Source organism: Nocardiopsis sp. NPDC055879, from assembly GCF_053615935.1.
The window spans coordinates 131,383-144,115 of sequence record NZ_JBSHCT010000004.1 but is presented as its reverse complement, the minus strand read 5'-3'; the positions used below and the strand labels follow the sequence as shown (position 1 = coordinate 144,115).

The 12,733-nt window shown below is 70.5% G+C and carries 10 protein-coding genes; 5 read left to right on the top strand and 5 right to left on the bottom strand.

Annotated elements, in window-relative coordinates; translation table 11 throughout:
- Positions 1–61 precede the first annotated feature (61 nt).
- Positions 62–1,705, bottom strand: coding sequence for an apolipoprotein N-acyltransferase (gene lnt / locus ACWGKS_RS06105; protein ID WP_358512323.1), 1,644 nt, complete (start codon positions 1,703–1,705; stop codon positions 62–64).
- 609 nt (positions 1,706–2,314) lie between these two features.
- Here lnt and ACWGKS_RS06100 point away from each other — a divergent pair.
- Positions 2,315–3,535 (top strand): ABC transporter ATP-binding protein, encoded by a 1,221-nt coding sequence (locus tag ACWGKS_RS06100; protein ID WP_358512321.1) that lies wholly within the window; start codon positions 2,315–2,317, stop codon positions 3,533–3,535.
- 101 nt (positions 3,536–3,636) lie between these two features.
- Here the strand turns inward: ACWGKS_RS06100 and ACWGKS_RS06095 are convergent, their stop codons facing one another.
- Entirely contained in the window at positions 3,637–4,134 is a 498-nt protein-coding gene (locus ACWGKS_RS06095; protein ID WP_358512318.1) for a TspO/MBR family protein, read from the bottom strand.
- Positions 4,135–4,335: 201 nt separating this feature from the next.
- Here ACWGKS_RS06095 and ACWGKS_RS06090 point away from each other — a divergent pair, with 201 nt between their 5' ends.
- Together ACWGKS_RS06090 and ACWGKS_RS06085 are read left to right on the top strand one after the other, a co-directional pair.
- Positions 4,336–6,450 carry a prolyl oligopeptidase family serine peptidase gene (locus ACWGKS_RS06090; protein WP_358512315.1) on the top strand — a complete coding sequence of 705 codons (2,115 nt, stop codon included), beginning with the start codon at positions 4,336–4,338 and terminating at the stop codon, positions 6,448–6,450.
- 280 nt (positions 6,451–6,730) lie between these two features.
- Positions 6,731–7,933: a JmjC domain-containing protein gene (locus ACWGKS_RS06085; RefSeq protein WP_358512312.1), complete on the top strand. Its 1,203-nt coding sequence runs from the start codon at positions 6,731–6,733 to the stop codon at positions 7,931–7,933.
- Between the two features lie 49 nt (positions 7,934–7,982).
- Here ACWGKS_RS06085 and ACWGKS_RS06080 read toward each other — a convergent pair whose 3' ends face one another.
- On the bottom strand, positions 7,983–8,783 hold the full coding sequence (locus ACWGKS_RS06080) for a TetR/AcrR family transcriptional regulator (RefSeq protein ID WP_358512309.1): 801 nt from the start codon (positions 8,781–8,783) through the stop codon (positions 7,983–7,985).
- A 199-nt stretch (positions 8,784–8,982) separates the two neighbouring features.
- On the opposite strand from ACWGKS_RS06080, the gene ACWGKS_RS06075 reads away from it, so the two are divergent.
- Together ACWGKS_RS06075 and ACWGKS_RS06070 are read left to right on the top strand one after the other, a co-directional pair.
- The gene (locus ACWGKS_RS06075) at positions 8,983–9,768 is read left to right on the top strand and encodes a DUF2306 domain-containing protein (RefSeq protein WP_358512306.1); all 786 of its coding nucleotides are present in this window, start codon (positions 8,983–8,985) and stop codon (positions 9,766–9,768) included.
- A gap of 181 nt (positions 9,769–9,949) precedes the next feature.
- Positions 9,950–10,810, top strand: a complete 861-nt coding sequence (locus ACWGKS_RS06070; protein ID WP_358512303.1) for a (2Fe-2S)-binding protein — start codon at positions 9,950–9,952, stop codon at positions 10,808–10,810.
- A 64-nt stretch (positions 10,811–10,874) separates the two neighbouring features.
- Here the strand turns inward: ACWGKS_RS06070 and ACWGKS_RS06065 are convergent, their stop codons facing one another.
- Together ACWGKS_RS06065 and ACWGKS_RS06060 are read right to left on the bottom strand one after the other, a co-directional pair.
- The gene (locus ACWGKS_RS06065) at positions 10,875–11,354 is read right to left on the bottom strand and encodes a hypothetical protein (RefSeq protein WP_358512300.1); all 480 of its coding nucleotides are present in this window, start codon (positions 11,352–11,354) and stop codon (positions 10,875–10,877) included.
- A gap of 131 nt (positions 11,355–11,485) precedes the next feature.
- On the bottom strand, positions 11,486–12,733 hold the full coding sequence (locus ACWGKS_RS06060) for an MFS transporter (protein WP_452522006.1): 1,248 nt from the start codon (positions 12,731–12,733) through the stop codon (positions 11,486–11,488).

The following is a 12,733-nucleotide window of genomic DNA, read 5'->3' as shown; positions in this document are numbered from 1 at the left end:
AGAACGTCCCCTCGGGGTGAATGGTTCCCCGGATCGGGTGTCCTCATCTTCGAGGAGGCGTTCAGGGACGGGCACGACGGGCGATCACCGCTGCGGCGATGACGGCGCCCAGGCCCAGGGCTGAGATGAGCGCCTCGGGGACGGCACCGACACGGGTGGCGACGGTGGGCCCGTCCATGGCGGTGAGCTCGGCGACGTGGAAGTCGGGTTCGGCCTCCGGTGAGCGGTAGTCCACGGTGCCGTCCGGCGCGACCACGGCGCTGATGCCGCTGGTGGAGACGACCACCGCGTTTCGGCCGTGTTCGACGGCGCGCAATTGGGTGATGGCCAACTGCTGGTCGGACTGGCCGGTGAAGTTGTAGTTGGCGTTGTTGGTGGGGATCACGATGATCTGGCCACCGGCGGCCACGGACTCGCGTACGGGCGGATCGAAGGCCACGTCGAAGCAGATCCCCACGGCCAGGGTCGTGCCACCGATGTCCAGGGCGCCGGGCTCGGTGCCGGGGACGGCGTCGGAGCTCACCTGCTCCAGCCGGGCGACGAACCGCGTGAAGAAATCACGGTAGGGGACGTACTCGCCGAACGGGACGAGGTAGCGCTTGTCGTAGTGCTCGCCCGGCCCGGTCTCCTCGTCCCACACCACGCTCTGCACGTAGCGGGTGCCGTCGTCGTTGAAGCGGCTCATGCCCCACAGCAGGGGGGCATCGACGTCGGCGGCGGCCGCGTCGATGATCTCGTCGGCCTCCTGGTCGCGGAAGGGGTCGATGTCGCTGGCGTTCTCCGGCAGCACGACCAGGTCGGGTTCGGGGTACTCCCCGGCTCGGACGGCCTCGGCTAGTTCGTGGACGCCGTCGGCGTGGTTGCGCAGCACCTGCATGCGCTCACCCAGGATGGACATCTCACCGACGTTGGGCACGTTGCCCTGGACCATGCCGACGGTGACGGTGTCGGCGGGGGCGGGGCGGCTGATCGCGGGGGCCACCAGACCACCCAGGACGATCGCCGCGCTCGTGGCCAGACCCACGGCGGGCAGCAGGACACGGGCGCGGCCGCGGGCCGCCACGGCGCGCAGGACGGTCCACACCAGCATGGCGCCGGTGAGGGCCACGGCGAAGGTCACCAGGGACGAGGATCCCAGGGCCGCGTAGCCGACGAAGGGGGTGTCGGGCTGGGCGAAGGCGAGTTTGCCCCAGGGGAAGCCTCCGAGGGGCCAGCGTGCCCGTACCGCCTCTTGGGCCACCCACAGGGCGGCGGTCCACAGCGGCCAGTAGGGCAGACGGGTGACGACGGCCAGTCCCATGGCCATGGGGAGGAAGTAGACGGTCTCGGCGGCGGCGATGGCGAGCCACACGTCGACGCCGAAGATGTCCTGCCAGCTCACCAGTGGGACCATGAGGGTGGCGCCGGCCAGGAGGCCCAGCCAGGCGGCGCGACGGGGTCGCGTGCCACCGACGGCGAGCAGGAGCAGGGCGGCGCTGAGCGGTCCGAGCCACCACAACCCGTAGGGCGGAAGCGCCAGGAGTTGGGCCAGACCGGAACCCACCGCGACCAGGGCCCGCCAGAACGGGTCGAGGCGACCCCACCGGTACCCCGGGGACAGGGGGGACCATGTGGTCGCCTCCGTCCTCGTCTCCGGAGCCGTGGCGTCCGCTGAGGATCTCTCGGGGGTCGGGGCGGTACCCGACCCCGTGTGCTCGGCAACCACGTGGGGTGCTCGCTTTCCGCTGGCCGTTGAGGGTCTGCGGTCAGCATATTGGGGGGACGCGGAAAAGGCCCGAGCCACCCTTCGGACCGGCTCCGTCCCGTCGGCGGCGAGCTCGGAAGACCGTTGTCTACTGGATGTTCGGGCCTTTTCCGGGTCCAACCCCCCGCCCGGTCGCGGTACACCGCCCCTCACCCGATCCCAACCGCACCTGGCGCGTGGTGCAGCGTCCAATCGGACGAGTGGGGGCCGCACAACCGGTCCGTCCAGTGCTGGACTGGTCGTTAGGTTACCCAGAGTCCCCGACCTGTTGTCTCAATCTGGAGACCGTGTCGTGGTCGCCGTTTCGAGTGACGGGAGGGGGAATCAGTGATGAACCGTCGGACAGGCTAACGCACCTGGGGCCGACACGCCAGCCGGTCACCGATGGTTTGCACATGACCGCAATCAGATCGAAATAACACTTCCTATGGACATTCCGATCAGGATCCTGTCTGATGTGATCAGCGAAACGACCTGATTCGATCAATTTCGAACATCAGGTCGGCGCGGGGATCACCGGCCACGTGATCCCCTCACCATTGGATATGCCACACCGAGCAGGAGAGTGCCATGGCGGAGATCGTCCTCGAAGGCATCGACAAGATCTACGGCGGCGACGTCAAGGCCGTCGACGACCTGAACCTTCGGATCGAGGACGGCGAGTTCATGGTGCTCGTCGGCCCCTCCGGCTGCGGTAAGTCCACGGCGCTGCGCATGATCGCCGGCCTGGAGGAGATCTCCGCCGGCACCCTGGTCATCGGTGACGAGATCGTCAACGACCGTCCGCCGAAGGACCGCGACATCGCGATGGTCTTCCAGAACTACGCGCTCTACCCGCACATGACCGTCGAACAGAACCTCGCCTTCGGTCTGAAGCTGCGCAAGGTCGCCAAGTCCGAGATCGCCCGCCGCGTCGGCGACGCCGCCGAGATGCTCGGCCTGGAGCCCTACCTCAAGCGCAAGCCGGGCGCCCTCTCCGGTGGTCAGCGCCAGCGTGTGGCCATGGGCCGCGCCATCGTGCGCGAGCCGCGCGCCTTCCTCATGGACGAGCCGCTGTCCAACCTGGACGCGAAGCTGCGCGTGCAGATGCGCGCCTCCCTCAACCAGCTCCACGAGCGTCTCGGTGTCACCACCGTGTACGTCACCCACGACCAGGTCGAGGCGATGACCCTCGGCGACCGGGTCGCGGTGCTGCGCGACGGCCGACTCCAGCAGGTCGACACGCCCAAGCGCCTGTTCGACTCCCCCGTCAACCTGTTCGTGGCCGGCTTCATCGGTTCCCCCTCGATGAACTTCGTCAACGCCGAGTTCAAGCGCGACGGCGACCGCGCCGTGCTGGCCTTCGCCGACCACGAGCTGCCCGTCCCCGACTCGATCCTGGACGCGCGACCGGGCCTGAAGGACTACCTGGGCCGGTCGCTGATCCTGGGCATCCGCCCCTCCGACTTCTCCGACGCCGAGTTCGACGGCAACGACGCCCCGCGTCTGGAGGTCACCGCCAACGTCACGGAGGAGCTGGGCACCGAGATCAACGTGATCTTCGGGGTCGACGCCCCTCCGGTGCGCCACGAGGACGCCACCGCCCTGGCCAAGGACGCCGCCGGCGACGACGAGGAGAGCGCCGAGGCCGCCCTGCCCCTGAATGACAACCGTACGCAGTTCACCGCCCGTGTGAGCCCGCGCAGCAACGTCAGGCCGGGCGTCACCATCAGCCTGTCGGTCGACGTCAGCCAGCTGCACTTCTTCGACGAGGTCAGTGGTCTGGCCATCGGGCACCCCGACAACGTCTGAGACCGCCGGTACCGGTGAGCGGCACGCCCACCGGCATCCAAGACACGAGTCGTGGCCGGCGCCCCGATCCCCCGGGGCGCCGGCCACACCCGTTCCGGCTTCTAGTTCAGCAGCCGGATCGCCAGGGTGAGCGCGGTGGCGAACAGGACCCACGCCAGGTAGGGGACGAGCAACCACATCGCCACCCGGCTGTGTCGCCGGGCCGCCCAGGTCGTCAGGGCCACCGCCACCGCGAGCATCGAGATGTCGACCAGCGCCAGGTCGATCAGTCCGAACCCGAAGAACAGCGGGGTCCAGGCGGCGTTCAACAGCAGTTGGACCGCGAACAGGGTGAGGAAGAGCGCCGAGCCGTCGGCGCCGGCCGCCCGCCACACCAGCCAGCCCGCGACGGCGATCACGACGTAGAGCGCGGTCCAGACCGGACCGAACAACCATGAGGGCGGGGCCCAGGCCGGCAGCTCCAGACCGGCGTAGACGGCACCGGATCCGGTGGCCGCGGTGCTTCCGACCAGCGCGGTGGCCAGCACGGCGGCGGCGAAACAGAGGGCTCCCACCACACTTCCGACAGTGGTGGGTTCCGACGTGGTCCTGCGCTCCATGGGTTCCTTCCCGAAGCGGGGGGCGGACTTCCTCGATCGTTCTCCAGTGGACTTCTCCAGAGTCCTACCCACTCGACCGCTCCTCGGAGGGGTGGTTCGAGCAGGCCCCGACGACAAACCTTCCTCTTGGGTGACAATCCGACCACCCGGGGGTCAGGTATCTGGTGCTTGACCGTCGTGTCGGCCCGCTTGAAACATGTGATGGTGCGTAACCGAACCCCCGGAGCCGCCCTCGCCCCCGATCCGGCGTCGGTCGTGGACACCCTGCATGGTCGTCCCGTCCCCGACCCCTATCGGTGGTTGGAGTCCGCGGACAGCCCGGAAACACTCCGTTGGTTGGAGGAGCGCGCCCGCGAGTACGAGCGCGAGGCCGTGGGCTGGCCCCTGCGCGAACGCCTGGCCGACCGGATCCGAGAGCTGGTCGCCACCGACCTGTGGAGCGTTCCGACGCACCGCCCCGGGGCGGTGTTCGCCACGCTGCGTCCGTCCGGAGGCGAGCACCCGAGGTTGGTGGTCCTGCCCGACCCCTCCGACCAGACCTCCGACCCTTCCGCCCCCGTCACCCCGCGCACCGTCTACGACCCCTGCGCGGAGGACCCGACCGGGCGCACCACCCTGGACGCCTGGGAGCCCGGTCCCGACGGCACGTTGGTCGCCCTGCAGACCTCCACCGGCGGGGTGGAGCACGGCCGGCTGCGCGTGGTCCGGGTGGCCGACGGCACCCCCGTGGGTCCGGTCGTGCCCCGCGTGCGCTACTCGCACGTGGCGTGGCTACCGGCGGACGAGCGCTCCTTCTTCTACGTCCGCCGCGACGGTGCCCAGGGCGTGCGCGGGGTGTGGCTGCGCCGGGTGAGCGACGGCACGGAGACCCTGGTGCACGCCTGCACCGGGCCGGGAACCGTCCCGGGGGTGAAGGTGCTGGACGGGCGTTGGCTGCTGGTGACCGAGAGCCACGGGACCGGGCATCGCACCGACCTGTGGTTGGCCGACCTGACCGCCGGGTCCCCGCGCCGACCCGACCTGCGCCCCCTCCAGGTGGGGCACGAGGCCGAGACCGAGGTGCGCGCGGGCCCCGACGGGCTGCTGTACCTGCGCACCACCCTGGGCGCTCCCAGGCGCCGTGTCTGCGTGGTCGACCCGGAGCGCCCCCTACCCGAGCACTGGCACGAGGTGGTCGCCGAGGACCCCGGTGCGACCCTGGACGCGTTCTGTCCCCAGCCGGGCGTCGACGGCGCGGAACCGGCCGTGCTGGTGGTGCGCACCCGGTTGGGGATCAGCGAGGTCACCGCGCACGACGCGGTCTCCGGGGCGCTGCGGTATCGGGTGGAGCCGCCCGGGGAGGGCATGGTGTCCACCCCCGTTCCCTCCCCCGACGGCTCGGTGTACCTGGGCTACGCGGACGTGTCCACCCAGCAGCGGGTGCTGCGACTGGCGCCGGGCGAACGCGTGCCCGTCCCCTGGCCGCCCGGCACCGGTCGGGCGGCGCCCTCCCCGAGGGTGGAACGCACCGTGGTGTGGTGCCGCTCCCAGGACGGCACCCGGGTTCCGGTCACCGTCTTCGACGCCTCCGACGGCTCCGGGCGGCGTCCGCTGCTGCTGCACGCCTACGGGGGGTTCGGCCGTCCCCGCCAGTTCGGGTTCGGCGCCACCGTGTTGGCCTGGCTGCTCAGCGGCGGCCGCTACGCGGTGGCCCACGTGCGCGGCGGCGGTGACGCCGGACGACGCTGGCACCTGGACGGGTCGGGCCGTAACAAACCACGGGCGGTCCAGGACCTGGTGGCCGCCGCCGACCACCTGGTCGAGACCCGGTGGTGCGCCCGGGACCAGTTGTGCCTGTCGGGCGGATCCGCCGGAGGGCTGCTCGTGCTCGCCGCGACCACCGCCAGACCCGACCTGTGCGCGGCGGTGATCGCCTCGGCCCCGCTCGCCGACATGGCCCGCTTCGAACGCATGGGGCTGGGCCGGATGTGGACGCGCGAGTTCGGCAGCGCGACCGACCCCGAAGACTTCGCCGCCCTCATGTCCTACTCCCCCTACCACCGGGCCCTGGAGAGCGCGCGCCGCACCCCGGGGCTGGGCCACCCCGCCGTGCTGCTCACCGGGTTCGCCGGGGACACCCGGACCGACGCCGCCCACCCGCGCAAGATGTGCGCGGCGCTACTCGCCACGGGTCGGTACGAACAAGGGCGTCCACCCGCCCTGCTGCGATACGAGCGCGACGTGGGACACGGTCCACGCTCGGTCGGCAGGGCCATAGCGCTGGCCGCGGACGCCCACGCGTTCGCGGCGCACCGGACGGGGCTGACCGGCTGCTGAGAGGCACCGGGACGGCCCTGGTCAAGAGGAATCGAACACTTCCACAGAAAGCGAGGTGCGGTATGGACCCCATCGAGGTCGAGGTCGAGGACCTGGCGGAGGTGACCTCCCGCGACATCACCGCGGGCGGCGACAATGACGGTACCGACTCCAGCTCCGACTTCATCTGATCAGGTCCGCCCGGCCCGGCCTACTCTTCCAGCCGGGCCGGGCGGGTCCCCCGCTCGCCCTTGGTGTCCGCGCGCCCAGAATCGTCTCCCCTCCCGTCGAAAGGACCGCCGTGACCGAGCCCGGCCGCCTGTTCAGCCAAGCCCTGTGCGACGTCGTGGGCCGCGACGCCCTGACCACCCGCCTGTCCGAGGAGTTCGTCTTCACCGACCTGGGCGAGGACGCCGTACGTTCGCTGTTCACCCTGGAGGACCTCAACCACGTGCTGGCCGCGTGCGCGCCCGAGCCGCCGCGGTTGCGGCTGCACCGGGAGGGCTCCCCGGTTCCGTTGGACCGCTACACCGAGACCGGCACCGCCTCACGCGAGGCCCGCCGGATCGTGCGCCCGGAGGCGTTGTACAAGGAGCTGCGGGGCGGTTCCAGCCTGGTTCTGGACGGGGTGGACCGGATGCATCCGGCGGTGGGCGCGGCCGCCGACGACCTGATGCGGCTGGTGCGCGAACGCGCGCAGGCCAACCTGTACCTGATCTGGGGCGACTCGCGCGGGTTCGACACCCACTGGGACGACCACGACACGATGATCGTGCAGCTGGCGGGGTCCAAGCACTGGCAGGTGCACGGCCCGGGTACCCGGCCGTTCCCGATGAAGAACGACACCGATCACACCCACACCCCGCCGCGCGACGCCGAGGGGCTACCGCACCAGGTGTGGGAGGGCGTGCTGCGGCCGGGGCAGGTGCTCCACGTGCCGCGCGGGTGGTGGCACACGGTGACCGGCAACGGTGAGATGAGCATGCATCTGACCTTCGGGTTCACCCGGGCGACCGGGATCGACTGGGCGGAGGCGTTGGTGCGCCGGCTCTTCGAGGAGGAGCCGTTCCGGCGCGACCTGCCGCGCTTCGCCGACCCGGAAACGCGCCGAAAGCACCGGCACGAGCTGACGGCCCGGCTGACGGAGCTGGCGGAGGAGGCGGACCTGGACGCCTTCCTGGCCGAACGGGACGCGCGCTTCCCACGCAGGACGTCGTTCTCGCTGCCCTGGCCGGTGGAGGACGTGGTGCCCGGCCCGAAGGCACGGGTGGGGTTCGTGCCGATCCTGCCACCGCCGATGGAACGTGAGGGTGACAAGGTCGCCCTCACGGTCGCGGGCAAGCGGTACCGGCTGCCGGCGGTCACCGAACCGGTGCTGGAGACGCTCGCCGAACACCGTGAGCTGACCGTGGCGGAGCTGGCCGCGGCGGCGGGTGTGGAGGTGGGTTCGTGTGGCCGGGTGGTGGCCGCGTTGGTCCGCCACCACCTGGTTCTGGTGCGTTGAGGGCGGCCGGGGTGTGGCATCCGCGTGCGGGTGCCGCACCCCGGCCCTGTCAGGCTCCGCCGGTGGTGCCGCGGGCGCGCACGTAGGACTCGATGCCGTCGAGTACCCGTCGGATTCCGAAGTCCAGTTCGTGGGTGGGCTCCCCCGCCCTTTCGGTGGCCTGGGCCGTGGGCTGTGGCTCCAGCACCTGTTCATGGAGCATGAGGGCGATGGTGGGGAACTCCTCCTCGGTGACCACCCTGCGCAGGCCCCGGCTGTAGTCGCGTTCGACCTCGGTCAGGGTGTTGCCCGTGGTTCGCGCGGCATCGGCCATTTCGGTCTCCAGCCGCACGTTCTCGCGCAGTGCCGCCGAGAGCAGCATGAGCATCTGGACCGCCTCCCCCACGTCCAGGCCCGAGCCCACCAGTTCGCGTAGCCCCGCCTCCATCCAGCGCAGACCGTTGGGGCCGCCGGGTGGTCCGGAGAAGGCGACCCGCACCACCCAGGAGCGGTGACGGTAGAGCTCCAGGACGCTGTGGCACCACTCCTCCAGTCCGGCACGCCAGTCACCGTCGGCGCGGGGCCCGGGGGGAGCCCCTTCCATCGCGGCGTCGAGCATCAGGACGAGCAGGTCCTCCTTGCTGTCCACGTGTCGGTACAGCGACATCGTCGTGTAGCCCAATTCCTTGGACACGCGCTGCATGGAGACGGCCTCGATGCCCTCGGCGTCGGCGACGTCGAGGGCCGCGCGGATCACGACCTCTCGGCTGAGCCTGGGTTTGGGGCCGCGCCTTCGAGGTGGGGAGTCCAGCCCCCAGAGCAGTTCCACGTCCCGCGCCATCCGGCTTTTGGGCGCGTCCTCTGTCGTCATGGGCCACCAGTCGTCGGGTTCGTCGTTGACACCATCCTAGAACTGTGTATTGAATACACTTATCAGTATGCGGCATACACAGTTCAGGGAGCGCACGCCATGAGCCCAAAACCCCTTGGCGTTCCCCGTCACCATGCTCTCGACCGGATTCTCGCCCGCGGACCCCGCGAGCACCCGAACATCCCAAGGAGACCCGACGATGGCACCCACCCCATCGACCCGCACGACCACACCGCCATCCCGGCGACGCCCGCCCGCGTCACCCGCTCCGTGGTGGCGCCGGCCCTGGATCCTGCCGTTGGCCCTGTTCAGCGTCACGTTCCTGCTCTACTCCGTTCCGCCCTACCTGAGCCTGGACCCGGCCGACTCACGACTTCCCTTACCGGAGAGCCCCTCCTGGTACTTCCCGATGCTCCTCACCCACATCTTCGGCGGAACGCTGCTGACGCTGCTGGTGATCCTCCAGGTGTGGCCATGGCTGCGCACCCGTCATCCGGCCGTGCACCGCTGGAGCGGGCGGGTGTACGTCTGGTCGGGGGTCCCCCTGGTCGGGGTTCCGGCGCTGCTCATCGCGCCGTTCAGCGGCACCGGCGGAAGCGCCCAGATCGGCAACACCGTGTGGGCGGTGTTGTGGCTGACCTTCACACTCTTGGGCTATGTCATGGCTCGACGACGGCGTTTCGCCGAACACCGCGAGTGGATGCTGCGCAGCTTCGCCCTCATCTACGGCATCGCGTTCAACCGCGTGCTCCTCATCGTCTTGATGATGATCATGTCGCCGCGTCTGGAAACGGTCTATGGCGGGGACCTCGACGCCTTGGGGCTGGACGTGGGCACGGCGTCGGGCTTCCTATCGTGGGTCCTGCCGCTGCTCTTCGTGGAGTGGTGGCTCAAGTACCGCCGCCGTCCTCGGCGCGAGCGCGGCCCGACACCGCGAGCCGATCTCGTCCGCCCCGGCGGCCGGAACCACCCACCCGGCCCCTGAACTGGGAACTCTGGTCCCACCTTTGGGCAAACTCGGGTCGCCGAGGATTGCTACCGCGACTTTCGTTAGGGTAGCCTCACTTCATAGGCGCAGATGTACCCGGCCCCGGTGGTAGCTGCGACCACGGCTTCCCCCGGACGAGACTTCGGCTTTCATCTTGCGACGAAGGGCAGGTTCCGCGGTGACCCAAGATCCGCTCAACGCGATCCGCGCCGTCAGTACACGGCTCAAGTTCGCGCCGCTGCCCGAGATCGTCGACTTCGAGACCCTCCAGCGGCGGCCGTTCGACGGCACCCAGTGCCACAGCGTCACGTCGATGGCCGCCGAGGGTTGGCTGCCCGTGCTGTTCGACAAGTTGCGTACCGAACACGGGCCCGGACACCGGCTGCCCGCCGCCACCAACTTCCTCCGGGTCACCCTGCGCGAGCCCCTCTTCCTGGTGGCGTCCTCGCTGTACCTGACCGGTCGCGCGCCCCTGCTCGACCCGGACACGCTACGTCTGCCGTGGGACACCGCCGAGGCCCGCTTTCGCACCCCGATCGTGGTCGACACCCACATGGTGGTCCTGCCCGACGACCCTGCCGCCGACCACCCCACCACCGTGGTCGCCCGCGACGAGGACGAACAGCTGCGGCTGACCGCCGAGGCGCTGTTCGCCACCCTCGAACCGCTCATCGACGCCCTGCAGGAGCACTCCCGGGCGGGCAAACGCACCCTGTGGGGCTGGGTCATGGACACCCTGCACTTCTACATGCTCAACCCGGCGCGCTACCTGGGACGGGACGCCGAACAGGCCTGGGACCTGGCCACCCGGCTGGGCGACGCGGTGATCGAGGCCGGCGCCATCACCCGCAAGCGGCCCCGCCTGTTCCCCTTCGCCCCGGGTCACCCCCGCGGCACCTGGGCGGTACGAGGCACCTGCTGCTTCGACTACAAGGGCGACCCCGAACACGGCTACTGCACGACGTGTCCGCTCAAGTGCGACAGCGAACGGAAGGAGGACCTGTCGGAGTGGCTGCGCGACCCCGCGCTGGCGCCCTGATCGGACCTTCGTGACCGCGGCCCGTCCCCGCCCTTCGGGGGGACGGGCGCTTCACGTTCCCGGCTCAAAGGAACGGGGCGGCCTCCACCGGGCCGACACCGTCCGGGGCGGGGGCCGTCGAATCGTCGGCCGCCGCGCTGAAGAGCAGCACCGACGCGCATCCGCCCAGGAGCAGGAGCAACAGGAGCAGCACGCCACAGCCGATTCCCAGGATCCTGCCCCAAGGTGTCGGCCGGACCGGTGGCGGCCCGGTCCCGGGGACGTAACCACCGGCGTTGCCGTAGTCGACCGGGCCACTGGGGTAATCGCCATAGCCGGGGGCGTAGCCGGCCTGTTCGGGTCCGGCCCACTCGGGGCCGCTGGGCCCCTGGGACAACTCCCCCGGCTCACCGGACCCTTCGGGTGTTCGGCGCGGCGGCTCCCCCGGTGGCCCATCACCGTCCCCCATCGGGTCTCCCGGCCGCCATTCCTCCGGCGGACGGTGGTTCACCGGATCCCGCTCCGGCCCCTGTCCCGGCCCGTCCCCGGGCTCCCGCTCACTCACTGAGAACACCCCTTCGTCCAACGAAGGTCGGCCCACCCATCGACGGTGGGCGCCCCGAATCCGCAGATTAACCGGGCGCGGGCGCGGGACGGGGAGGTTCGCGGGGTGTTTCCGGTAAAGGTCCGGGTGTCTCACCCACGGCCGGTCGCCCGCGCACGGATCGCGAGGACGAACACGGGGAGCGTGAACAGGGCGGCGAACAGGTTGAGCCCACCGAAACCGGCCACCGACAACACCACCCCGGACAGGGCGCCGGCGCCCGCCCCGCCCAGGTTCATCACCAGGTCGCTGAAGCCCTGCGCCGGGGGGCGGATCTCCGCCGAGAGCGACTCGGCCAACAGCGCGCTGCCCGCCACCAGCGATCCAGACCAGCCCAACCCCAACAGCACCAGGCCGATGGTCACCTGAACCTCGTCGTGCCCGGCCGTACCCGAGACCACGGCGGACACCAACAGCACCCCCTGCCCCACCAACATCACCGGGACACGACCGAAGCGGTCGGAGAGCCAGCCCACCACCGGTGAGAGCGCGTACATGCCGGCGATGTGCAGGGAGATCGTGAGTCCCACGACGGTGAGCGCGGACCCGTGATGGCTCATGTGGACCGGGGTCATCGTCATGACGCCGACCATCACGGCGTGCCCGGCCACGATCCCCACCACGGCCAACAGCGCCGAGGGGCTGCGACCGATCGCCCGTACCCCCTCGACCATGGTCGAGGAGGGGGACTTCGCACCGTTGACTGAATGGTCGGCGGTGGCCATCCGCAGCGGGTCGGGGCGCAGCAACACCGCGATGAGCGCGGCACCGCCCAGGAAACCCACCGTGGTGAGCAGCACCGGGCCCAGAAGTTCGCTCAACCCCAGCGCCCGGGCCAGACCTCCGGTCGGCCCGATGAGATTGGGGCCCACCACCGCGCCCACGGTGGTCGCCCACACCACGACCGACAGATCACGGCCGCGCGTACGTTCGGTGGCCAGGTCCGCGGCGGCGTGCCGGGACTGCAGGTTGGTGGCCGTACCCGCACCGACCAACATCATCCCCGCCAGGAACAGCGGGAACACGCTCCACACCGTGGCACCGATGACCACGAACCCGCCCAGGGCACCCAGCAGCCAACCCAGCGTCAACCCCGGGCGACGCCCTCGCCGCGCGGCGGTACCCGCCAACGGCAACGCGAACACGGCCGCGCCCAGGGTGATCATGGTCGTCGCCATCCCCGACCAGGTATCCGAACCGCTCAGGTCCAAGGCGATGAGCGCACCCACCGCGAGCATGGCACCCATGCCGATGCCGCCGACGACCTGTGCCGCCATGAGGACCAGGACCGTACGCCGCTGGATCCTGGCACGCTCCGACGCCCCCCGAGTGGTTTCCAT